At 41.8% G+C, this 23,746-nt stretch carries 26 protein-coding genes; 18 read left to right on the forward strand and 8 right to left on the reverse strand.

The window, feature by feature from the left end; all coding sequences use genetic code 11:
- The first annotated feature begins 122 nt into the window (after positions 1-122).
- The 9 genes from FHS10_RS05865 to FHS10_RS05905 all read left to right on the forward strand — a co-directional run bounded on the left by FHS10_RS05865 (position 123) and on the right by FHS10_RS05905 (position 9,355).
- Positions 123-848, forward strand: coding sequence for a head GIN domain-containing protein (locus FHS10_RS05865; RefSeq protein WP_259088397.1), 726 nt, complete (start codon positions 123-125; stop codon positions 846-848).
- Positions 849-900: 52 nt separating this feature from the next.
- A complete protein-coding gene (locus FHS10_RS05870; protein WP_259088398.1) occupies positions 901-1,878 on the forward strand; it encodes a c-type cytochrome in 978 nt (325 codons plus the stop codon).
- A 113-nt stretch (positions 1,879-1,991) separates the two neighbouring features.
- Positions 1,992-3,347, forward strand: coding sequence for a trigger factor (gene tig, locus FHS10_RS05875; protein ID WP_259088399.1), 1,356 nt, complete (start codon positions 1,992-1,994; stop codon positions 3,345-3,347).
- 314 nt (positions 3,348-3,661) lie between these two features.
- Complete coding sequence (locus tag FHS10_RS05880; RefSeq protein WP_259088400.1) at positions 3,662-4,390, forward strand: ATP-dependent Clp protease proteolytic subunit; 729 nt, start codon at positions 3,662-3,664, stop codon at positions 4,388-4,390.
- Positions 4,391-4,527: 137 nt separating this feature from the next.
- Positions 4,528-5,766 (forward strand): ATP-dependent Clp protease ATP-binding subunit ClpX, encoded by a 1,239-nt coding sequence (gene clpX / locus FHS10_RS05885; protein ID WP_259088401.1) that lies wholly within the window; start codon positions 4,528-4,530, stop codon positions 5,764-5,766.
- 327 nt (positions 5,767-6,093) lie between these two features.
- The gene (locus tag FHS10_RS05890; protein WP_259088402.1) at positions 6,094-6,948 is read left to right on the forward strand and encodes an AMP nucleosidase; all 855 of its coding nucleotides are present in this window, start codon (positions 6,094-6,096) and stop codon (positions 6,946-6,948) included.
- Positions 6,949-7,098: 150 nt separating this feature from the next.
- The gene (gene recR, locus FHS10_RS05895; RefSeq protein WP_259088403.1) at positions 7,099-7,716 is read left to right on the forward strand and encodes a recombination mediator RecR; all 618 of its coding nucleotides are present in this window, start codon (positions 7,099-7,101) and stop codon (positions 7,714-7,716) included.
- Between the two features lie 3 nt (positions 7,717-7,719).
- Positions 7,720-8,553 (forward strand): glycosyltransferase family 2 protein, encoded by an 834-nt coding sequence (locus FHS10_RS05900; RefSeq protein WP_259088404.1) that lies wholly within the window; start codon positions 7,720-7,722, stop codon positions 8,551-8,553.
- Positions 8,540-9,355, forward strand: coding sequence for an SDR family oxidoreductase (locus tag FHS10_RS05905; RefSeq protein WP_259088405.1), 816 nt, complete (start codon positions 8,540-8,542; stop codon positions 9,353-9,355). Before FHS10_RS05900 ends, FHS10_RS05905 begins: the two co-directional genes overlap by 14 nt.
- A gap of 137 nt (positions 9,356-9,492) precedes the next feature.
- Here FHS10_RS05905 and FHS10_RS05910 read toward each other — a convergent pair whose 3' ends face one another.
- Positions 9,493-10,437: an ion channel gene (locus tag FHS10_RS05910; protein WP_259088406.1), complete on the reverse strand. Its 945-nt coding sequence runs from the start codon at positions 10,435-10,437 to the stop codon at positions 9,493-9,495.
- Positions 10,438-10,815: 378 nt separating this feature from the next.
- On the opposite strand from FHS10_RS05910, the gene trpD reads away from it, so the two are divergent.
- From trpD to trpA, 4 genes are read left to right on the forward strand one after another with little or no spacing between them, the layout of a single operon-like run.
- Entirely contained in the window at positions 10,816-11,805 is a 990-nt protein-coding gene (gene trpD, locus FHS10_RS05915; protein ID WP_259088407.1) for an anthranilate phosphoribosyltransferase, read from the forward strand.
- Positions 11,806-11,807: 2 nt separating this feature from the next.
- Complete coding sequence (locus tag FHS10_RS05920; RefSeq protein WP_259088408.1) at positions 11,808-12,452, forward strand: phosphoribosylanthranilate isomerase; 645 nt, start codon at positions 11,808-11,810, stop codon at positions 12,450-12,452.
- Entirely contained in the window at positions 12,436-13,617 is a 1,182-nt protein-coding gene (trpB, locus tag FHS10_RS05925; RefSeq protein ID WP_259088409.1) for a tryptophan synthase subunit beta, read from the forward strand. The genes FHS10_RS05920 and trpB overlap by 17 nt, the downstream gene beginning before the upstream one ends.
- A 51-nt stretch (positions 13,618-13,668) precedes the next feature.
- A complete protein-coding gene (trpA, locus tag FHS10_RS05930; protein ID WP_259088410.1) occupies positions 13,669-14,439 on the forward strand; it encodes a tryptophan synthase subunit alpha in 771 nt (256 codons plus the stop codon).
- 130 nt (positions 14,440-14,569) lie between these two features.
- Here the strand turns inward: trpA and FHS10_RS05935 are convergent, their stop codons facing one another.
- Positions 14,570-15,190 carry an L-threonylcarbamoyladenylate synthase gene (locus FHS10_RS05935; protein WP_259088411.1) on the reverse strand — a complete coding sequence of 207 codons (621 nt, stop codon included), beginning with the start codon at positions 15,188-15,190 and terminating at the stop codon, positions 14,570-14,572.
- Between the two features lie 259 nt (positions 15,191-15,449).
- On the reverse strand, positions 15,450-15,878 hold the full coding sequence (locus FHS10_RS05940) for a hypothetical protein (RefSeq protein ID WP_259088412.1): 429 nt from the start codon (positions 15,876-15,878) through the stop codon (positions 15,450-15,452).
- Positions 15,879-15,948: 70 nt separating this feature from the next.
- Here FHS10_RS05940 and FHS10_RS05945 point away from each other — a divergent pair, with 70 nt between their 5' ends.
- A complete protein-coding gene (locus FHS10_RS05945) occupies positions 15,949-16,215 on the forward strand; it encodes a DUF1905 domain-containing protein (RefSeq protein ID WP_259088413.1) in 267 nt (88 codons plus the stop codon).
- Between the two features lie 154 nt (positions 16,216-16,369).
- Here FHS10_RS05945 and FHS10_RS05950 read toward each other — a convergent pair whose 3' ends face one another.
- Positions 16,370-16,594 carry a hypothetical protein gene (locus FHS10_RS05950; RefSeq protein WP_259088414.1) on the reverse strand — a complete coding sequence of 75 codons (225 nt, stop codon included), beginning with the start codon at positions 16,592-16,594 and terminating at the stop codon, positions 16,370-16,372.
- 370 nt (positions 16,595-16,964) lie between these two features.
- On the opposite strand from FHS10_RS05950, the gene FHS10_RS05955 reads away from it, so the two are divergent.
- The gene (locus FHS10_RS05955) at positions 16,965-18,431 is read left to right on the forward strand and encodes a hypothetical protein (RefSeq protein ID WP_259088415.1); all 1,467 of its coding nucleotides are present in this window, start codon (positions 16,965-16,967) and stop codon (positions 18,429-18,431) included.
- A gap of 10 nt (positions 18,432-18,441) precedes the next feature.
- Here FHS10_RS05955 and FHS10_RS05960 read toward each other — a convergent pair whose 3' ends face one another.
- From FHS10_RS05960 to FHS10_RS05975, 4 genes are all read right to left on the reverse strand, one after another.
- Positions 18,442-18,903, reverse strand: coding sequence for a PIN domain-containing protein (locus FHS10_RS05960; protein ID WP_259088416.1), 462 nt, complete (start codon positions 18,901-18,903; stop codon positions 18,442-18,444).
- On the reverse strand, positions 18,887-19,114 hold the full coding sequence (locus tag FHS10_RS05965) for a UPF0175 family protein (RefSeq protein WP_259088417.1): 228 nt from the start codon (positions 19,112-19,114) through the stop codon (positions 18,887-18,889). Before FHS10_RS05965 ends, FHS10_RS05960 begins: the two co-directional genes overlap by 17 nt.
- 78 nt (positions 19,115-19,192) lie before the next feature.
- On the reverse strand, positions 19,193-19,546 hold the full coding sequence (locus FHS10_RS05970; protein WP_259088418.1) for a hypothetical protein: 354 nt from the start codon (positions 19,544-19,546) through the stop codon (positions 19,193-19,195).
- Between the two features lie 725 nt (positions 19,547-20,271).
- Positions 20,272-20,619 carry a hypothetical protein gene (locus FHS10_RS05975; protein WP_259088419.1) on the reverse strand — a complete coding sequence of 116 codons (348 nt, stop codon included), beginning with the start codon at positions 20,617-20,619 and terminating at the stop codon, positions 20,272-20,274.
- Positions 20,620-20,739: 120 nt separating this feature from the next.
- Here FHS10_RS05975 and FHS10_RS05980 point away from each other — a divergent pair, with 120 nt between their 5' ends.
- The 3 genes from FHS10_RS05980 (at position 20,740) to FHS10_RS05990 (ending at position 23,579) form a co-directional block, all read left to right on the forward strand.
- Positions 20,740-21,012 (forward strand): DUF8507 family protein, encoded by a 273-nt coding sequence (locus tag FHS10_RS05980; protein ID WP_259088420.1) that lies wholly within the window; start codon positions 20,740-20,742, stop codon positions 21,010-21,012.
- Positions 20,999-21,433, forward strand: coding sequence for a putative toxin-antitoxin system toxin component, PIN family (locus tag FHS10_RS05985; protein ID WP_259088421.1), 435 nt, complete (start codon positions 20,999-21,001; stop codon positions 21,431-21,433). Before FHS10_RS05980 ends, FHS10_RS05985 begins: the two co-directional genes overlap by 14 nt.
- A 133-nt stretch (positions 21,434-21,566) precedes the next feature.
- Complete coding sequence (locus tag FHS10_RS05990) at positions 21,567-23,579, forward strand: glycoside hydrolase family 127 protein (protein ID WP_259088422.1); 2,013 nt, start codon at positions 21,567-21,569, stop codon at positions 23,577-23,579.
- Positions 23,580-23,746: the final 167 nt, after the last annotated feature.

Raw genomic sequence — 23,746 nt, forward strand, 5'->3', positions numbered from 1 at the left:
TATCCATAATACTTTTGCAAAAGTTCATCATATATTCTGAAAGCTATCATCTAAATGTGATAGCTTTTTTTATTTTTGATGTAACATCTATTTCAAAAACAACGTCTTAAAACAGAAACACCATGAAAAAGTTAAGCTTTAACACTGCAGTGCTTGCAGTTATTGTATCGGTAAGTATATTTTCGTCATGCCGACGCTTAAGATGTGTGCATGGCTCGGGCAATATCATTACCGAAAACCGCAAAGCCAATGACTTTACCAAACTGGATATCTCTGACGCTTTCAAAGTGCATTTAAAACAGGATAGCTCATTAAGCATCAGTATTAAAGGTGATGATAACCAACTTAAATATGTATCAACTTCGGTTGAGGGCGGTACGCTGCACATTAAATCAAAAAAGAACTTTTGTGATGGCGACAGCATTGTGATCAATATCGGCATCAAAAAGCTGGATGAGATTGATGCATCTGGCGCAGTGGTCATTTCATCGGTAGGGAAAATAAATACCGGCGATCTGAAATTTGGCTTATCTGGTGCAACCAAATTGAATCTTGACGTAAACGCTGCAAATGTGGTGACAGAAAACAGCGGCATGGCCGAGGTGAATTTAACTGGTCAGGCAGCATCGCATAAAATAGAATCGAGCGGTATCTCTAAAGTAAATGCTTTCGATTTTGTGGTAGGCGATTATGACATCAATACATCGGGCATAGGTAACTGCAAGATCAATGTATTAAAAACTTTAAATGTACACTCAAGCGGCGCATCTGAAGTACAATACAAAGGTTCGCCGGCAACAGTAAATAACGATAAATCGGGAGCATCAAAAATTACCAAGGTGGATTGATGTTTCTGCTTAACAAATAGATTACCAGGATTACTAATAACCTTACCTTATCATGAAAAAGTTTTTAAAATTTACTGCTTATACAGTAATAGCTGTGGCAGTAATTGTTATTGCAGGCATTTCATACATTACCCTTGCCCTGCCCAATGTTGGCAAGCCAGAGGATATTAAAATCGTGCTAACCCCGCAACGTATTGAGCGGGGTAAATACCTGGCCAATCATGTAACGCTTTGTATGGATTGCCACTCCACCCGCGACTGGACAAAGTTTGCCGGGCCAATGATTGACGGTACCGAAGGCAAGGGCGGCGAAAAATTTGACGCAGCCGTTGGCTTCCCGGGCAATGTTGAAGTACCCAATATTACACCTTATCATTTAGGCAGCTGGACGGATGGTGAACTTTTTAGAGCGATAATAACGGGCGTTAAAAAGGATGGCTCAGCCATATTTCCATTAATGCCATGGCCGTATTATTCAAAAATGGATAGGGAAGATGTTTACAGCATTATTGCTTACATACGTTCGCTTAAGTCAATCAAAACAGATTACCCACCCGCCAAACTCGATTTTCCTTTAAACATCCTGGTACATACCATGCCCCAAAAAGCAAGCCTGGGCAAAGTGCCCGATACAAAGGATACACTCAAATATGGGGAATATCTGGTAACATCGGCGGCCTGTATGGAATGCCACAGCCAGGTTGATAAAGGGAAAATAATACCGGGGCTCGAATACGCGGGCGGCAGGGAGTTTGTAATTCCTAACGCGGGCATTGTACGGTCGGCCAATATTACTGCCGATAAAACAACCGGGATTGGCAGTTGGACAAAAGCACAGTTTATTAACCAGTTTAAGCAATATGCCGATAGCGCCAAAGCTAAAATAGGGGTTAAGCCTCATGAATTTCAGTCAATTATGCCCTGGTATAAATATGCCGATTTGAAAGAAACGGATGTTGAGGCGATATACGCTTATGTTAAAACAATTAAGCCGATAAAAAACCAGGTAGTAAAGTTTTCGGCTAAGTAATCAGGCCGTTAATTTAAAATAAATTCATACTTTTGCGCCTCGAAATTTGTACAGTCCGTAAATGATTTTCGGTCTTATAATTTCAATGGATCAAATATATACCCGGTAAAAAGATGAATATTACACAGGAAAAAGTAGATGCCCTGAATGCAGTTGTTAAGATCAACATCGATCCTGCAGATTATCAGCCACGTGTTGACAAAGCTATAAAAGAGAACGCTAAAAAAGCAAAATTGCCTGGTTTTCGCCCGGGAATGGTGCCTGCAGCACATATAAAAAAGATGTATGGTAAAAGTATATTGGTTGATGAGATCAACAACCTGTTATCAGATACTTTAACCAAATACATTGAAGAGCAGGATCTGCGCATCTTAGGTCAGCCATTGCCAAAGGTTGATGACGAGAAAGCATACAACTGGGATTTTGCCGATAATTTTGAATTTAATTACGAGTTAGGTTTAGCGCCTGAATTTAATATCGACTTTTCATCAAAAGATAAAGTAACCCAATACAACATCAAAGTTGACGACGAAACCCTGGCTTCAAGGATCAAGAATATTCGTCGCAGCTATGGCAAAATGACAAATCCTGACGTATCGGCAGACGATGACGTTCTTTACGGCGAATTAGTCCAGCTTTCTCCGGATGGTAGTGTTTTTGAGGGCGGTATAAGCAATATAGCATCTGTACGTTTAGATCAGATTAAGGACGAAGCCATTAAAGCTTCATTAATTGGTTTAAAGAAAGGTGATATAGTAACCTTCGATATTCAGAAAGCTTATGATAACGACGCAGCTAAGGTTGCTGGTTTATTGAAGATAGAAGAAGATGAAGCAGCTGATTTGAAATCAAACTTCCAGCTATTGGTTAAAAACGTTAACCGTTTAGAAGAAGGTGATTTAAACCAGGAGTTCTTTGACAAATTATTTGGTGAAGGAGTAGTAACAACCGAAGCGGAGTTTACAGCTAAAATTACCGAAGAGCTTGAAACAATGATGGTGCAGGATAGCGAACGCAAATTGCAGGACGATATCTATAAAGCAAGCATTGCTAAAGTTAACTTTAATTTACCTGACGAATTTTTAAAACGCTGGTTAAAAGCTACCAACGAGAAACTGACTGCCGAAGAGTTAGAAGGTGGTTATAATGATTTTGCTCAAAACCTTAAATGGACTTTGATCGAGAACAAAATAATTACTGATAACAAGATCGAAATTAAATACGACGAGGTTTTTGCTTTGGCAAAAGTGCGTTTAGATCAGCAGTTCAGGATGTACAGTCCACAACCCATCCCCGAGGAGCAGTTAGGGCAGTACACCGTACAATACCTGCAAAACAAAGAGAATGCTAACAAGATATTTGAAGAAGTAAAAGCATTAAAGGTGTTTGATTATATTAAAAGTGTGATCACTTTAGATAAACAAGACATCCTGTTTACTGATTTCAATAAATTGGTTTCCGAAAAATAAGAAACCGGTTTAACCCAATATTTTACAAAAGCAACTCACAAGGTTGCTTTTGTTGTATTGGGAAGTTTTTTTGTCCGCAAGTCGGGAAAGTCAGTAAAGTCCGAAAGTGAAAAAAATGACACTCGGACTTGCCCGCTTGTTTTTTCTTTCGGACTTTCCGACTTTCCGACTTTCCGACTTCCTGTCTTCCCGGCCCCTTCACCTCAAAATAATTTTTACTTTATACAAACTATCTTTTCAAAATTGTATTCAACTAAAAACTATATTTATCGCAGGTAACAATGCCTGCACCTAAAATTAACATAACAAAACCCATGAACAGTAACATCGATAAGAACGAATTCAGAAAATACGCGGTTAAACATCACCGCATCAACAGTCTTTTTGTAGATAAATACCTTGGTAACTTTGATAGCCGTCGTATGCCGCAAGGTATTGCTACCACCGTGCCAACAGGCATGACTCCGTATATCATTGAAGAACGCCAGCTTAATGTGGCCCAGATGGACGTGTTTTCGCGCCTGATGATGGACCGCATCATTTTCCTTGGCGATGCGATTTATGAAAATATTGCAAACATTATCCAGGCTCAATTGCTTTTCCTGCAATCGGCAGATAGCAAACGCGATATCCAGATCTATATCAATTCACCTGGTGGTTCGGTTTACGCCGGTTTAGGTATTTATGATACCATGCAATTCATTTCAAATGATGTTGCCACAATTTGTACAGGTATGGCCGCGTCAATGGGCGCTGTATTATTGGTAGCCGGTACCGAAGGAAAAAGGGCGGCATTGCCACATGCAAGGGTAATGATTCACCAGCCATCGGGCGGTGCTCAAGGCCAGCAGTCAGACATTGAGATCACTTACCATGAGATCACTAAATTAAAAAAAGAACTATATCAGATCATTGCCGACCACAGCGGTGCATCATTCGAAAAAGTTTGGGACGCATCAGACCGTGATTACTGGATGATTGCCGAAGAAGCCAAAGAATTTGGTATGGTAGATGAGATTTTAAGAGGAACTAAAGGGAAGTAAGTTTTGTAGTTTTGAGTAGTGAGTGTTGAGTTTTAGATTTTAAAAATGCTTTTTTGAACTCAGCACTCACTACCCAAAACTCAGAACTTTGCAACTCTCGCTCTAATTCACTAATTTTGATTAACTAAACGAATCAGATGAATAAAAACAGTAAGGAAATCAGGTGCTCATTTTGTGGTGCCGGAAAACAGGATTCCCTGATGTTGATTGCGGGGCTCGACGCGCATATATGTGATAAGTGCGTTAACCAGGCTAATGAAATATTAGCTGAGGAGTTAAAGGTACGTAAAGTAAAGTCGTCGCCACTGGCACCGGCTTTATTGAAGCCATACGAGATCAAAACTCACCTTGATCAATATGTAATTGGTCAGGATGATGCCAAAAAGATATTATCGGTAGCTGTATATAACCATTACAAACGCCTGAATCAGCGTATTGATAAAGATGAAGTTGAGATTGAAAAATCAAACATCATTATGGTGGGCGAAACAGGTACAGGTAAAACCTTGCTGGCCAAAACCATGGCTAAAATTTTAAACGTTCCGTTTTGTATTTGCGATGCTACGGTATTAACCGAGGCCGGTTACGTGGGTGAAGATGTGGAAAGCATCCTTACCCGTTTACTGCAAAGTGCCGATTACGATGTAACACTTGCCGAAAAAGGCATTGTATACATTGATGAGGTTGATAAAATTGCTCGTAAAAGCGATAATGCATCTATAACCCGTGACGTATCCGGCGAAGGCGTTCAGCAGGCATTGCTGAAAATTTTAGAAGGTACCATGGTTAACGTACCACCGCAAGGTGGCCGTAAACACCCCGATCAAAAAATGATCACGGTAAATACCAGCAATATCCTGTTTATATGCGGTGGCGCGTTTGACGGCATCGACCGTAAAATAGCTAACCGCCTGCGCACGCAAACAGTGGGTTACAAACTGAAGCGAGATGATGGCGAAATAGATATGAAAAATCTATATAAGTACATTACTCCGCAGGATTTAAAATCATTTGGTTTAATACCCGAGCTGATAGGCAGGTTACCTATATTAACATACCTTAACCCGCTTGATAGGTCGGCTTTACGCAACATACTAACCGAGCCTAAAAACTCGTTATTAAAACAGTACAAAAAATTGTTTGATTACGAAGGTGTAAAGCTTGAGTTTGACGATGAAGTACTTGAGTTTATTGTGGATAAAGCGATGGAATTTAAGTTAGGGGCAAGGGGCTTAAGGTCAATTTGTGAGGCTATCATGATTGATGCGATGTTTGAATTCCCGTCTAAAAAAGATGTGAAACGATTAAACATCACATTGGATTATGCTCACGAGAAGTTTGAAAAATCGGATCTGAAAAAATTAAAAGTAGCTTAACAATTTGCACAAATTAAAAAGCTAACTTTATTGAAATTGACACAGACCCTGGTGAAACGCCGGGGTTTGTTGTATCTATCAGTTTGCAGTGGTCAGTATTCAGTTTGTAGTTGGCAAACAATACTGATAAGTTAAACGGTTTGCAAGGCCGTTTAAGTAAGAAAGATCAAATTGATGAAAAACTGTAAACTGAGATGCAACCGCAGACGACAACGGCAAACTGAATACTGACCACTGCAAACTGATATCTGCAAACTGAATCCTGCAAACTGACTAAGGCGGCCCCACAAGGCTGCCATTTAAGGTTAAAACATAAAATTATTTAATATGAACGACGAATTAAACGTTAAAAAGAACCCTACCGACGCCCCGGTAGTGAAGGAAGTACACTCACCGGTAAAATCGGGATTGAAAACTAAAGATGCTATTGTAGCTAACTGGTTACCCCGCTATACCGGCAGGCCATTAGAGGCTTTTGGTGATTACATCATCCTTACTAATTTCTCTAAATACATCCAGCTGTTTTCGCAATGGCATGATGATGCGCCAATTATGGGGCTCGAAAAACCGATGCAAAGTGTTACTGCTGATGGCATCACCATTATCAACTTTGGGATGGGCAGTTCGGTAGCGGCTACCGTAATGGACCTGCTTACTGCAATACACCCTAAAGCGGTAATATTTTTGGGTAAATGCGGTGGCCTCAAAAAGAAGAACAACGTAGGCGATCTTATCCTGCCCATAGCGGCCATCAGGGGCGAAGGTACATCAAACGATTACCTGCCTGCAGAAGTGCCCGCATTGCCTTCATTTGCCCTGCAAAAGGCGATATCAACCACCATACGTGATTTTGGCAGAGATTATTGGACTGGTACCTGTTACACCACCAACCGCCGCGTGTGGGAGCACGATAAAGTATTTAAAAAATACCTGAAAGATTTGCGCGCCATGGCTGTAGATATGGAAACCGCTACCATTTTCACTACAGGTTTTGCCAATAAGATCCCTACAGGAGCTTTGCTGCTGGTATCAGATCAGCCAATGATCCCCGAAGGTGTAAAAACTGCCGAGAGCGATTCTACAGTAACCGAACAGTATGTTGAAACACACCTGCATGTGGGCATTGAATCATTAAAGCAGTTAATTAATAACGGACTTACAGTAAAGCACCTGAAGTTCTAAAGGTTCATTAGTCCTAAGGGTTCATTAGTTCATTGGTTTGGGCGTACAGAATGCTCAATACCATTCGGAACTTTCGGACTTTACTGACTTCCGGACTTTTCCGACTCTCATGACTTTCGGACTTCCCGACTAAAACCTTACTTTCGCAAAATGAATTTTTCGTCGAAGTTGCTGGAGAATGCTGTTGCCGAGTTTGCTAAACTACCCGGTGTGGGCCAAAAAACCGCCCTTCGCCTGGTACTGCATTTGCTAAACCAGGATAAGCAGGAGGTAGAACGATTTAGCAGCACCATCAGCAAGCTTCGTAACGAAATTCAGTTTTGCGCGGTATGTCATAACATATCAGATCAATCGATATGCGAGATCTGCGCATCCCACAAGCGTGATCATAGCCTCATTTGCGTAGTAGAGGATACCCGCGATGTAATGGCTATTGAAAATACCAACCAATATAATGGTGTATATCACGTACTGGGGGGCTTAATATCGCCAATGGATGGCGTTGGCCCTTCCGATTTACAGGTTGATACCCTTGTTGAACGCTTAAAGGCAGATGAAACTAAAGAGATTATTTTTGCCCTTAGCGCTACCATGGAGGGTGATACCACGCTGTTCTATTTAAACAAGCGCATAAAATCTTTTAACATTACCATATCAACCATCGCTCGTGGCATAGCCTTTGGAGGAGAGTTGGAGTACGTAGATGAGATCACCCTTGGGCGGTCTATCGCTACACGTGTTCCGTATGAAAACTCTTTGTCAAAGTAAGGTATGAAACTCTCTGTCATATTAGTAAATTACAATACCTGTGATATGCTCAGGATTGCGCTCAATTCGGTTGTCAGGGCTGCCGTAGGCCTCAATTACGAAGTTTTTGTGGTAGATAATGCCTCTACTGATAAATCGGTCCTGATGCTTGGTGATGAGTTTCCCGAGGTTAAAGTGATTGCTAACACCAGTAATAAAGGAATGGCCATGGCTTATAACCAGGGTATCGCAGAAACCACAGGAGAGTATGTTTTAGTAGTCAGTGCGGATACAATTACAGGCAAAAAAACAATAGAAAAAGCCCTGGAGTTTATGGACATGCATGCCGATGCGGGCGGTATGGGCGTACGCATGATTACACCTGATGGCCGATTTTTAAAAGAATCAAAACACGGCTTTACCAAACCATGGGAAGTGTTTTTTAAATTGACAGGCCTGTCTAAGTATTTCCCCAAATCGCGTTTAACCGACATCCAACGGAAAGATTGGGTAGAAGAATTTCAAACTTCAGAAATAGATGTGCTCAATGGTGCTTTTATGCTGATGCGTAAGGAAGTGATTAAGAAGGTTGGCGTATTTGACGAACGTTTTCATACTTATGGCTACGATATTGATCTGAGTTTCAGGATCAGGCTGGCTGGCTTTAAAAACTACTATTTCCCTAAAACATATATCATCAACTTTGATAGTAAAAACCATGTGAAATTTAGCTGGGATTACCTGAAGGAATATTATGGGGCGATGATTATCTTCGCCACCAAATATTTATTTAAGGTGCCCGAAATAAAGGTGGAGGGCTTACCGCAGCTATACCCTCCTTCATATGAAGTTAAATGATAAAGTTATAATCATCACCGGTGCCTCATCTGGCATTGGCAAATCATTAGCCATAGAGTGCGCCAAACGCGGTGCAACCGTTGTATTGGCAGCCCGCCAGTATGTAACGCTTTGCGTGATTACGCAGGATATTGAAAGGCGCTATCAAACAAAAGCCCTGGCAATTCAGTGTGATGTAACCAACGAGGACGACTGCGCCAGCCTCATCAAACAAACCCTTGCCACATTTGGGAAAATAGATGTGTTGATCAACAATGCTGGTATCTCCATGCGTGCTTTGTTCAAAGATGTCGATCTTAAAGTATTAAAATCCCTGATGGATGTGAACTTTTGGGGAACTGTTTATTGCACCAAATACGCTTTGCCGGAGATTATCAAGACTAAAGGAAGTATTGTAGGCGTATCATCCATAGCCGGTTACAAAGGTTTACCGGGTAGGGCAGGTTATTCAGCATCTAAATTTGCCATGAATGGCTTTTTAGATTCATTAAGGGTAGAAAATTTGAAAACAGGTGTACATATTTTAACCGCTTGCCCTGGCTTTACGGCGTCAAACATCAGGAACACAGCTTTAAACCAGGAAGGCGTACAACAAAAAGAAAGCACACTGGAAGAGGATAAAATGATGTCATCCGATAAAGTAGCCACTATTATAGTCGATGGTATCGAAAATCGCTCCCGTACGTTGATTATGACCACCCAAGGGAAACTTACCGTTTTGCTCAGCAAGCTTTTGCCGGCGTTTTTAGATAAAATGGTTTATAATGTTTTTGCCAAAGAGAAAAATCCTTTGCTTAGGTAGTTAGTTCATTGGTTCACTTGTTCATTAGTTTATTGGTGCCTATCAGCTGATATCTTACAGGTTTTACAATCTGCTATCAGGCTGATCGCTATAAAAGACCAATGAACTAATGAACAAGTGAACCAATGAACCAAAATCTAATGAACCACCTCATATTCGCTGATTCTACTCATATCAATAATGGCCTGTCCTTCTTCATCGCGGTGAAACACGGGGACAAATTTGGCACCCCATACCACATCGCTGTAAATGTAAGAGGTGCGGGAATGTACTGTTTGTGAGAAAGTATCATCAAATGTTTTGAGGATTACCGATACACTCGCCTGCTTAATCTCAAACTCTTCTTTGGTCATATCTTTCAGGGGGCTGTTCTCGTCGAGCGGGTGTACTACGGTCCAGTTTACGGTTAAAATGCTTACAAACTTTCGTTCCAGTTCCAACTGAAAGAATTTACGGATCGTTTTACCATTCACTTCTTCATTATAGCCAAAAACAACTTCTATCTCCAGGTCTATCAAAATATTACGCCTTAAATTGGCCAGGCGAAACATCAATCCCCAACCCTTATCACGATAGGGGGCCACCAAAAGCTTATCACTATATAATATTTTGGCCGATGGGCGGGAAAAGCGGCCGTAAAGTAAACCTGTAGCTAAAGCAAATGCCAGCAAACCCATCATCGACTCTAAAGCCGCTACACTATTGGCCATCATCCCCCTCGGACTGATGTGCCCATACCCAACCGTTGATATGGTTTGTGCCGAAAAGAAAAACGCGTCCATAAACCTGTCGAACCCGGTATTGCCGCTTTTGCCATCAAGTACATCTTTACCCAATGAAACATAAATACCTGCAAAAATGATGTTGGCTGTAAGGTATCCGGTAAAAACTATTACCCAAAAACGCCGCCAGCTCATGGTTATTAACGAGTGGTAATTATTGGCAGTGCTAAAAAAAGGTAAACCCGTACGCTTTACATTGATAGAACCATCCTTATTAATAACCGGCTGGCTTTTTACAACCGGCTGGGTACCAAATCCAAGATCATCTTCGGGGTTTATTTTATCTTTATGTATAGCCATGGGTAGTTATTGATTTACTGAATTGTTGATTTATTGAATTTTTCAAATAGGTAAACCATGCTTAATCATTAATTCAGTCAATCAATAATTCAATAATTGCTTTTGGTAAATTTATCATTCTGTTTGTTTTTATAAAAACTATTTCCATATTTGTGGCATAAATGAAAATGAACGCATTAAACAACAACTGGTGGTGGCTTAACGAGGTATCGTAAGGCAATTCCGTGTTTGTTTAAAAAAATATATTCAAAGAGAGGGTTGCCATATGGTAACCCTTTTTTTTTAGCCCCCCGGCCCCCTGAAGGGGGAGGGAACAGGCGGTTAGTAAAAAATAACAAATCAAAAATTCCCCCTTTAGGGGGTTAGGGGGCTTGGCATATGAAACAGATACTCAATCATCTATTTGAACACAAAACCTTTAGCCGGGAACAGTCAAAAGGTATTTTGATAAACATTGCGCAGGGTAAGTACAACAGTTCGCAAATGGCCGCGTTTATGACCGCCTATTGTATGCGCAGCATCACGGTTGATGAATTGGAAGGCTTTCGCGATGCGATGCTGGAACTTTGTTTGCCTATTGATTTAGAGACGGGCGAATTGATAGATCTTTGCGGTACCGGCGGCGATGGTAAAGACACTTTTAATATTTCAACCCTTGCTTCATTTGTGGTGGCGGGAGCGGGTTATAAGGTGGCTAAACACGGTAACTACGGTGTATCATCGGGCTGCGGCTCGTCAAACGTGATGGAGTATTTGGGTTACCAGTTTACCAACGATACTGATAAACTGAAACGCGGAATTGATAAGGCGAACATTTGCTTTTTGCATGCACCGCTATTTCACCCGGCTATGAAAACAGTGGCACCTATCCGCAGGGAATTAGGGGTAAAAACGTTCTTTAATATGCTTGGCCCGCTTGTTAATCCGGCTAAGCCCGAAAACCAGCTGATTGGGGTATTTAATCTGGAACTGGCCAGGGTTTATGCTTATTTGTATCAGAAATCAACCACAAAATATACCATTGTGAATGCTTTGGAAGGCTATGACGAGGTTTCGCTTACCTGCGATTTTAAAACCTTCTCGGCCGAAGGCGAAAAAATAAACAGTGTGGAAGCTTTAGGCTTCGAAAGACTTGATCCATCGCAAATTACGGGTGGAGACACGGTAAGTGCTTCTGCAGCCATATTTAGCAATGTGCTGACGGGTAATGGCACAACGGCGCAAAACAACGTGGTACTTTCAAATGCAGCGCTGGCTATCAGGACTATCACCCCCGAAAAATCTTTTGCTGATTGCTTTTATGAGGCCGAAGAAGCATTGCTGAGCCATAAAGCGCTGAACAGTTTTAACCTTTTATTACAAAACTGAGCATGAAAATAAAGGTTTGTGGCTTAAAAGATCCTGAAAATATAAAAGCAGTAGCGGCCTTAGGTCCAGATTATGTGGGCTTTATATGCTACGATCTTTCGCCACGATTTATTGTCGGATTACCGGTGGATATATCGTTGAACCTGTCATCAAATATTCAAAAGACGGGAGTATTTGTAAACGAATCTGCCGAAACTATCCATTCATTGATAGCTAATTATGGGTTTAATGTTATCCAGCTACATGGCGATGAAAGTCCGGAATTTAGCAATAGCTTTAGGGGGAAAGTAACTGTTTTTAAGGCATTTGGCTTAGATGAAAATTTTGATTTTAGCCAATTGAACAATTACGTGAACAATGTTGACTATTTCCTGTTCGATACCAAAACGAAGGGCTATGGTGGGTCTGGTAAAACATTTGACTGGGCAATTTTAAATAACTACAAATTGGATATTCCTTTCTTCCTGTCGGGCGGTATCAGCCTTGATAATTTAGAGGAAATTAAAAAGATCAGCCACCCACAGTTTTACGGGGTTGATCTGAATAGCCGGTTTGAAACCGCGCCGGGTGTTAAGGACATCGGCAAACTAAAACAAGCATTTGAAATCATCAAAAAACAACATAATACAGATGAAGTACGGAGTTAACGAAAAAGGCTACTATGGCGATTTTGGCGGAGCATACATCCCCGAAATGCTGTATCCAAACGTGGAGGAGCTGAGGCAGCAGTATGTCAACATCATTAATGATGAGGGTTTTAAAGCTGAATTTGATGATTTGCTGAAAAATTACGTGGGCAGGCCTTCGCCTTTATATCATGCCAAAAGGTATTCTGAAAAATATGGCGCAAACATATTTTTCAAACGTGAAGACCTGAACCATACCGGATCGCACAAGATTAATAATGCAATAGGGCAAATCCTGCTGGCCAAGCGCCTGGGCAAAAAACGCATCATTGCCGAAACAGGTGCCGGTCAGCATGGTGTTGCTACAGCTACTGTATGCGCGCTGATGGGTATCGAGTGTGTAGTTTACATGGGCGAGATTGATATGGCCCGTCAGGCCCCCAACGTATCACGTATGAAGATGTTAGGTGCAACGGTAAGGCCGGCGTCATCTGGTAGTAAAACGTTGAAGGACGCCACCAATGAGGCCCTGCGCGACTGGATAGGCAACCCGGTTGATACCCATTACATCATAGGTTCGGTGGTTGGCCCTTATCCATATCCCGATATGGTGGCTCGTTTTCAATCAGTTATATCCGAAGAAACCAAAAAACAATTACTTGAGCAAACCGGGAACGAACTGCCACAGTATGTACTGGCTTGTGTAGGTGGCGGCAGTAATGCCATGGGTATGTTTTACCATTTTTTAGATGATGAAGATGTAAAATTGGTTGCCGTTGAAGCAGCCGGTAAAGGTGTTAACAGCGGTGAATCGGCAGCTACTACATTCTTAGGCCAGGAAGGCGTGTTGCATGGTAGTCGTACAATATTAATGCAAACGCCTGATGGACAGGTTGTTGAACCGTATTCGATTTCAGCAGGACTGGATTATCCGGGTATCGGTCCGCAACATGCGCACCTGTTTAAGGTAAACCGTGCCCAGTACACCAGCATCACCGATGACGAAGCTTTACAGGCAGGCCTGTTATGCTCACAAATGGAAGGTATTATACCCGCCATCGAGACGGCTCACGCGCTGGCGCAATTAGAAAAAATGACGTTCAAACCCGAAGATAATGTGGTGATCTGTATATCGGGCAGGGGCGACAAAGACCTGGATACTTATATAAAATATTTTAACTTTTAAATAGCCTGAACCGGCATTTTTAAAATTTCGGTTCAGATAATAAAACGCTCTATGAATCGCTTAAATACGCTCTTCAATACTAAAAAAGATAATCTGTTATCTATTTATTATACAGCCGGTTATCCTGCTCTAAATACCACTGTTGACATTGCCGAGGCATTGGAAAAGGCCGGTGCCGATTTCCTGGAGGTCGGTTTCCCATACTCAGATCCGGTAGCTGATGGGCCTACCATTCAGCACAGTTCAGAACAAGCTTTAGAGAACGGTATGACTCTGAATCAGTTATTTGAGGAGTTAAAAGAACTACGCAAACGTGTAAGCATCCCGATATTACTCATGGGCTATTTTAACCCGATAGTACAATACGGCGTAGAGCGCTTTTGTAAAAGAGCCGTAGAATTGGGTGTAGATGGCGTTATTGTTCCCGATTTGCCAATGTATGAGTATGAGGCTAGGTACGCCAATTACTTTATAGATAATGACCTGAGCAACATATTTTTAGTTACCCCTCAAACATCGGAAGAACGTATCCGTAAGATAGATGAACTGAGCAACAGCTTCATTTACCTGCTATCGTCCTCATCTATTACGGGGGGCAGCTTAGAGTTAACCAATAGCATTGAGGACTACTATAAGCGTATTAAGGCTATGGAGCTCAGTAATCCAACTATTATTGGCTTTGGTATATCAGATCATAAAACCTTTGAACAGGCCTGTGCGTACGCTAATGGTGCCATAGTGGGCAGTAAGTTTGTGAAGTTGTTAGCCGAAGATGACTATATGGGAAAAATACCTGCATTTATCCAATCGGTCAAGGGATAAGCCGCCTCTAAATGGCCACGCCTTCACGAACACAAAAACACAATTAATATGTGAATAATCTTCCCCGGTAGGGGTGACTTCGGTTTTAAAGGTTTTAAGCCCTCCCTTCCGGGGAGGGTTTGGGTGGGGCTTACAGGTACAATTCCAGGTCGCCTTTACCTTCACGGATAACTTCGAAATCGCCTGAGGTACAGTCAACTACGGTAGATGCTATGTTGTCGCCGTAGCCGCCGTCTATCACTATATCTACCTGGTCTTCGTACTTTTCGTAAATCAGTTCGGGGTCGGTAGAGTACTCGATGATATCGTCGTCGTCGCGGATGGAGGTGGATAGGATGGGGTTACCCAGCACCCTCACTATCTCGCGGGCAATATCATTATCCGGTACCCTGATACCCACAGTTTTCTTGTTGGAACTCAGTAGTTTGGGTACTTTATGGCTGGCGTTAAAGATAAACGTAAACGGCCCCGGCAAAGCCTTTTTAAGCACCCTGAAGGTGGTATTATCTATCGGTTTAATGTAATCCGAGATATGGCTCAGGTCATAGCAAATAAAGGAAAAATTGGCCTTTTCGGGTTTGATATTCCTTATCTTGCAGATAGCCTCGATGGCTTTATGGTTGGTAATATCGCAACCCAAACCATAAATAGTATCGGTAGGGTAGATGATGAGCCCACCCTTGCGGAGCACTTCTACAACCTGTTCTATAGCCTTGGGATTTGGGTTCTCGGGATATATTTTGATGAGCATAATAGATAGACAAATATACCCTTAGTTTAGTTTAAAAATCCTGTTAATTTAGGGTTGATGATAAATAAAAATCCTGGCTTTAACTCAAAATTTGGATTTAAAAAACACATCCTCCCAATACCCTTTGTGTACCTTTCCTGTACCTTTTGTTAACCTTCCGACACCCTCGCCATGTCTTCCCGGTACCTTTTCGGAATACCGGTGAAAAAAACACCATTTTATGACGTTTATCGGAGTGAATCTGGGGCAGTGAACAAACTTAGTTTTTCGGTTTAAATAAGTCGGTAGTGGCAACAACTCCTTTTTGTTTAATGATCGCCATGACACAAATAGTAAACAACGCGCCGGCCGATCCATATACCGCGTCGATCACATCCGGGGTGTTCATAAACCTTACAAAAAGCTCTACCACAAAATTCAATACAATGGCGGTTGCACCCAGCCAAATGAAAAGTTTAAACGGCGCGCCCTGTAGCAGCCAGATAAACGAAATAACGGCGACTAAAATAGAGGTAATGATAAAATTGGAGGTATGGCTAAAAAATTCATGATACCGTGATTGCAAAAAGCTGAGCCGTTTGGCAAAGCCCAAACCCAGGTTGAATAGTATAAGGCCGTAGTAAAGCAAAACCCCTTTAGTGTTGATGGTGTAGCTGAGGTTTAGTTTTTTGGCGAATGAATTATCCATTTATAATCTAATGTTTCGGCAATAGCTTGAGGGTTAAAAATAGGCAATAAATGATATCTTTATATTAACCATGCTCAATATCCAATTTAACGCCATCCTCCAAAAAAGCCCAGGCAAGGGCGGCTGGACGTACGTAGTATGGCCCGAATCAGTTACCTATTTTAAAACCCGCGGACTGGTGAAAGTTAAAGGAACTGTTGATGGTTACCCTTTTCAAAGTTCGTTTATGGCCATGGGTGATGGTACCCACCTGCTGCCCATTAAAGCCGCGATTCGTAAAGCTATCAAAAAGGATAGGGGCGCGGGTGTTACCGTTGTTTTGCTGGAGCAGGTTTAAAAACAATCTTTATTGCATCCATTTCTCTAATACAATATCCGTTGTCTCTACAAATTATGTATATAAGCCAGCATCAACCCCGCAGTATACCGTGTAGCCCTGGCATTGCCAACGTTACCTTCAAGGTCATTAGCCTCACTTGGGCTATCGTAATTTACGGGTTGGATATATTTGTTGGCGGCACCATAGGATAGCAGTAAACCGGCACGCAGGTTAAATTTTCGTTTTTTAAGCTTGGCGCCCAGCTGGCAATGGTAAATATTGTAATTGGCAGTGTTGGTTTTATAGCCCTCTGTATCACGGTACTTAACATTATCGGCATGGCTAAAATCTCTTTTGCATCCCGGTCATACCCCAACTTCGCTCTGTTGTATGACATTTTCCTTTTAGTTAGAATGGTGTGTACATGCAACAGGCGAAGAAGATCCTTCATTTCTGCCAATTACATATTCTTGGAGTGGTTACTTTTTAAATCATCTTGAGAGGGCGCGCAGGAATGAGCGAGGGCAGGGGGGAGCCATCGTTCTATCGCATGCATAAACATACCCTCAAGAGAGGATTGGCACACGCCCCTCGCTTTTCATTGTCATTTCACCTTCACAGTCCGCGGATTTAAAAACTCAGCATGGCAAATGAATCGCCCAATAAAACCTAACGTTGTGCTAAATCGATACTAATTGCCATAAATTACTTTGTAACAATAGTATATTAATACGTAATTTGATGCAGATTTAAACAAATTGAGATCAATGCCGAAGTTTGGGATGTTAACGTTTTTTATTTTATGCCTTTTGGGTAATAAAGCGTTGGCTACTAATGTGGTTGGGGCAAGTGATAGTTTAAAGATGGCTTTACTCCAAAAAGATAGCGCCGTGCAAAAGGAAGATGTGGTAACCCTGCTTAAGAAAAGTTTCTTTGCTTCTTCCATCAATGATCGATATCAAAAACAGTTTGCAGATACCCTAAATAAATATGATAAGCCCAATGCACCGGCCTTAAATACGTTTATAAGCGCGTTGATAAATCGACGCCAGTTGAAGTTTAAAGCGGCGCGTGATTTGCTTTTAAGAGCAATTTACGCTGCCGAAAAGAATGGGCAAACCTATTACCTCTACGTGTTTTATAATCAATTGGCCTATACACAAACAGATATGGGCAACGCGGTTGCCTCGCTGTATAGCTACCGGCAGGCAAAAAAACAGGCCGGCGCATTAAATAATGAGTATTACCAGGCTGTGGTAAACCTTAATATATCAGATGTTTATACCAATGTTCAGTTTTACGCGCAGGCCCTGGTGTATTTAAATGAGGCGCAGGCCTATTGTTCAAAATATCCCGATAAAGACATATCGCTTGCTAATAATATCAATGTAAATAAAGGCGAGGTATTTTTTCAACAGAAAAGATCAGATTCGCTGGACGTTTATGCGGAGAGGATCAATAAAGCGAATGATCAGATAGTAGATATCGATCGCTGCCGGATGCGCTTTGCCGCTTATCAATTGTTGTTAAAGCAAAAGTATACCGATGCCATTACAATTATCAAAAAACTGGTAAAAGATACCACAGCGTACGCCTATGACGCCGACAGATGGAACCTGGCCGAATGTTACTTTAACAACCATCAGCCCGATTCGGCCAAACTGATCCTTCAAAATCTGCTTGCGGGTAACAGCCAGAATGAAGCTCCGGAGTTAAGATATAAATATTGCCAACTGCTGGCCACTATAGCCGAACAGGCTAACGACTATCATAATGCCTCCCTTAACTCCCGGCTGGCCCTAAAGCAGGCCGAAAAGTTTGCCCATAACCTGGTTGAGCTTGGCGACCTTTCATCCCAGATCAGGCTCGATCAGATAGAATCATCATACCTGGCCGATACCCAGGCTTACAAACGCGAAAGGGTATTGCTTATTATGGCCATTGCCTCGTCGGTATTGGTGGTGTTGGTGATAGGTATGTTTTATTACAGCACCAAACAAAAAAGGCATTACGAACAATTGTTGTATGCCGCAAAAAGGAAAACGCTGGCCTATATGAACTCGCACGAAGTGCGCAGGCACCTGTCAAATATCCTTGGGTTGTGCGCCTTGCTCGAAGATGGGGACTTCAACCAGGAGGAGTTTGCCACCTTTAACAAATACATGCTCGAATCGGCCCGCCAAATGGATGAATCGCTTAAAAGTGTGGAGCAGGAATTGAGCGGGGATGAGTAGGGGGATACACTCAATCTTCTCCGGCTAAGCGAAGGATTTCATTGATAACTGACTGAGAGTAATGGAAATTTGTATTTTGAATCTTTACGATGATTGAGGCTACAGATGGTATAATTCCGTTTTGTTTAGCACGTAAAATTAAACCAAAAGTCCCGGTATAGTTTAAATGCATCCGTTCGGCAGCTAACCTCGCTTTATGATCGTCTAATATCAATAAAGATGGTTTTGATTCCATTGCGAGTGAAATTGCACTGGCTTCACCTGCATCAATATCAAGCATTACTTGAATCTGTAAATAATCTGTTGGTTTTACAATAATCCACTCCGGTAGTGGCGATCCAAATTCTTCTGCTATAACTGTTGTTGTGGTAACTTTACCGAAAAGTGATTTTAAGAGGTTGAATTCGCCAATTTTATCCAATAAAATAAAACAGGTTGTATCGGCAATAACAATTTCATATTCTGCCTGCATCCCTTGATATTTCAGAAACAGGGTAATTTAAAAGCGAAACATTATAATCACCTAATAAATCGGCAAAAGTACGTTTGGCAAGTCCGGCCATTTCTGCGGCCTGCCCCAATGTAAGTTTGCCGGATTCATAAAGCTTGGCCGCTATAAACCTAACTGTATCGTGTTTATACTCGCCAAGACTATCCGGGATTTGCAACGTTAGTGTGGTCATAAACAAAAATAAACATTTAAATTTATTAAAAAATGTTTGTTTCGCCTATTATGCTGTCGATAATTCAGAAGGTTTTCCTTACTTCCTCAACAATTTGGTATGCACTTTTGCCCCGTTAGCTGCAATATCAACACCTATCGAATCACCATAAAATTTACCGCTGTGGGGGATCTCCATATCGCCTAAAGTAACGGTGAAAGTAAACTTATCGCCGGTTATTTTACCGTCATCAACAGGCAGTTCGCCTTTGGGGGTAAGTACTGTGCCGGTTAACTTATCGCCCTCTATTTTAAAGTTATAAGTTAATGGGTACTGATCACCGTTCTCCATGGTCAGGATTCCGCTCCACTTGCCAGAGAAATCTACAATGGCGGCAAAACAAGCTAAAAAGCAGCAGGTTAACAGGGTTGTTGCTAAAATTTTTGTTTTCATGTGCTGTTGTTTTTATAGCATTAAAGGTAAATTCCCTATTGAAATTTATCATGAACAATAGGTTAAGTTTACTCTTTGACAGGGTAGTTGCACAAACCATGCCTGCAGGCTTTATTAAAACAAATGATATGAATTTTTTATTACCAGTACGGTAACCCTAAAATGTATATAGAGAATGGTGCAGCACTTTCGTTAAGCAATTGATAGTATGCCACAGGGGGCAAAAGCTTTGCAGCATAAATGAATTAATGTCTTTTGCATGCCGTAGGTACGCTACCTAAGGTTCCGTACCTACGGCACGGAGCTGCATGTTTGTTCTTTTTCTACAAAGCTTTCCCCCCGCTGGGGGCTACTGTGTGTACACATCTTTTGAAATCGTATCATCAAACAAAAACGTTGTCATTTCGAACCCTTGAAGGGCGGGATTTTGCGGGGTAAGGGTGAGAAATCTTATACGACAGGCTACGTTTGCTCTTCGCTTGCATAAGATTTCTCTTTCGCCCCCGTCTCATACCCCTCCTTCGCTCTATCGAAATGACATTTTTCTTTTTTTGAAAGATGTGTACACACAGTAGCCGCTGGGGGAAGAAATCCTTAGCTTAATGACATCGGGTGCCGACGCTGCAAATAAAAATGCTTCTCCGGTATTTTAAGTAAAGGTTATGTGAGGGTAATAGAGGAAGTAGTTAGTGAGATTAAAATAAGGCTATCAGCGGCAATGCATTTTAAGAGCCTGCTGAAACATCAGCGGGTTTTTCTTTCGCCGTGATCTTTTTCCAGATACTAAACGCGCCTAAAATGAAAATCGCGCCGATCAAAATATAAATCCAAATGGAGAGATTACGGCCGGCAATTACCAGGTAAATATAAGGCAGACTAAAGCCCGTTGCCGCAGCTGCCAATGGCATCAGGATGGGCTTTTTTGCCCGGAAAAATTTCACGGCCCGGGCCAAAAACGAAAGTAACAATAACTTACTGCTTAAGTAAAGTCCACCAAAAACGAAGGGGTTAACGTTATGATCCTCGCCCAGGTCAATAAGCCAGTCTTTTAATTCTATAAAGGAATCTACCATTAAACTAAAGGTATAAATAATTGGGAAATAAGAGGAATGTAATTATTTGTGTGGACGGTAATTATTTGAAGAAGGCAACAAATTAAAGATGATACCGGCAATACCAGCATCATAAACCAAATGAAAATTCAGTATAAGAAAAAATATTCCGTAAATTTGTTTTACATCGATAGAGAGGATTTTATGAGCACTTTAAAATATCCATTAAATAACGCCCAGGTAGAGTTGATGAAACTATTTGGAACCAATTTATCTGATAGTGATCTTGCAGACTTGAAGAATTTGTTGGCCCGGTTTTTTGCCGATAAGGCAATTAAAGCTGCCGATAGCATTTGGGATGAAAGAAAGCTAACTGATCACGATATGGATAAATTGTTGAATGAGCAACGGTAAAAAGCTAACCATTGTTCTCGATACAAATATTCTGCTTGTATCTGTTTCAAGTCGTTCAAAATATCATTGGCTTTACCAGGCTCTTCTTAATGATAATTATAAGATTGCAATTACAGCCGATATTCTTTTAGAATATGAGGAAAAGATAGGCACACATTGGAATGGCGAAGTGGCCCTTAACGTGATCAGATCAATCACCGAACTTACAAATGCGTTTTTTACCCCTATCTATTATAATCTCAATTTAATTACCGACAAAGACGATAATAAGTTTGTGGATTGCGCTTTTGCTGCCAATGCCGACTATATAGTTACTCACGATCATCATTTTAACATCCTTAAAACAATTCCTTTTCCTCGTATCCCACTAATTGATATTCATCAATTTCAATTGCTATTGCAATCCCAGGGAATTATTTAATTAAAAATCCAAAAGTTCCCCTGCGGTCAATATCCAACCATCACCAGCTAAAAAATAATTAGTGTGTAAAACACAATTAATGTACATTTGAAATGTTGTAATTTAGCTATCGCCTTTTCAATTGTAACCTATTATGTATAAAAAGATCTGTTTATTAGCGGCTGTTTGTTGCAGCCTGTCGGCCTTTGCACAAAAGCAGCAGGACTATCCTATTCAGCCGGTTCCGTTTACCAGTGTAAAGCTTAGCGATCATTTTTGGACAAGCCGGATAGAAACCAATCGCACGGCCACCATCCCGGCATCTTTTGCCCGTTGCGAAAGTACCGGCAGGGTTAAAAACTTCCAGATGGCCGCTACCCACACCGGTAAGTTTTGTACTACTTATCCTTTTGACGATACCGATATTTATAAAACAATCGAGGGCGCTTCTTATTCACTGGCAGTTCATCCCGATCCGCGATTGGATCATTATATCGATTCGATGATTACCATTATAGGTAAAGCGCAGGAGCCCGATGGCTACCTGTATACTGCCCGTACTATCGATCCTATTCACCCGCAAGCCTGGGCCGGGCCCGAGCGCTGGGTTAACGAGCAGAATATGAGCCATGAGCTGTACAACTGCGGCCATATGTATGAAGCTGCAGCGGCGCATTTTATGGCAACCGGTAAACGCAACTTCCTGAATATCGCCCTGAAAAATGCCGACCTGCTGGTACGCACCTTTGGCCCCGGTAAACGCACTGTGGCGCCAGGGCACGAAATTGTGGAAATGGGCCTGGTGCGCCTGTACCGCATTAGCGGCAAAAAAGAATATCTTGATCTGGCCAAATTTTTTATAGATGCCCGCGGCCATAAAGAGTACAATACCAAAAGTAAAAACCCATTCGAAAACGGCGTTTACTGGCAGGATAATACCCCGGTAATCAACCAGGATGAAGCCGAAGGCCATGCCGTAAGGGCGATGTACCTGTATTCGGGCATGACGGATGTTGCGGCACTTACCGGCGATAAGGAATACATTGCCGCTATTGATAAGATCTGGGATAACATGGTTACCAAAAAGATCTACGTGCAAGGCAGTATTGGTGCCGTTGGCGATGGCGAACGTTTCGGTGGCAATTACGAGTTACCAAACACCACAGCCTATAACGAAACCTGCGCCGCCATTGGCAATGTGTTTTGGAACCAAAGGATGTTCCTGCTGCATGGCGACGCTAAATACATCGACGTGCTGGAGAAAACGCTTTATAATGGCCTCATCTCGGGCGTTGGATTGGATGGTAAATCTTTTTTTTATACCAACGCCATGCAGATCCGCGATAGCTTTACGCATCCCGATATTGAGCGCGAGCGCTCGGGTTGGTTTACCTGTTCATGTTGCCCCACAAACATTGCAAGACTAATTCCTTCTATCCCCGGTTATATGTACGCGCAAAACGGTAAGGATGTCTATGTGAACCTGTTTATCAGCGGATCGGCTAATTTAAAAGTGGCCAACAAAGCCTTAAAGATCACCCAGCAAAATAATTATCCATGGGATGGTGGCCTGGTATTTAATGTTGATCCTGCATCGGCGATGGATATGAACCTGAAGGTCAGGATCCCGGGCTGGGCACAGGATAAGGCCATCCCGTCTGACCTGTACAGCTACGAAAAATCATCGGCACAAAAAATTGAAATTAAGGTTAACGGCAAACCGGTTGAATACCAAATGGAGCATGGTTACGCGGTGATCAGCAAAAAATGGAAAAAAGGTGATAAGGTGGAGCTTACCCTGCCAATGGATGTACAACGTGTAATAGCCAACGAAAAACTGGCCGACGATAACGGCAAAATAGCTATTCAACGCGGTCCCATCATGTATTGCGCCGAGTGGAAAGACAATACCGGCAAACCAAGCAGTTTCATTATCTCTAAAGATGTTGTTTTTACCCCAACCTACAACGCCGACCTGCTTAACGGCGTAATGGTGCTAAAAGGCGACGTAAAAAGCGTTAACGTTGATGAAGCCGGGCAAAATATCAATACCAGCAATACTACCTTAACAGCCATTCCATACTACTCATGGGCAAACCGCGGCAAAGGCGAAATGCAGCTTTGGTTTCCGGAGCAGGTAAAGTTTGTGGATTTGCTGAGTAAGTAGCCCCCTCTAAATGGCAAAGCCTTCATGAACACCAAAAAACAATTAATATGTGAATAATCTCCCCGGTAGGGGAGACTTTTTATCAATGTTTTTTAAGCCCTTCCTACCGGCTACTGTGTGTACACATCTTTTGAAATCGTATTATTAAACAAAAACGTTGTCATTTC

The sequence above is a fragment of the Mucilaginibacter dorajii genome (assembly GCF_024808255.1).
Classification (GTDB): Bacteria; Bacteroidota; Bacteroidia; order Sphingobacteriales; family Sphingobacteriaceae; genus Mucilaginibacter; species Mucilaginibacter dorajii.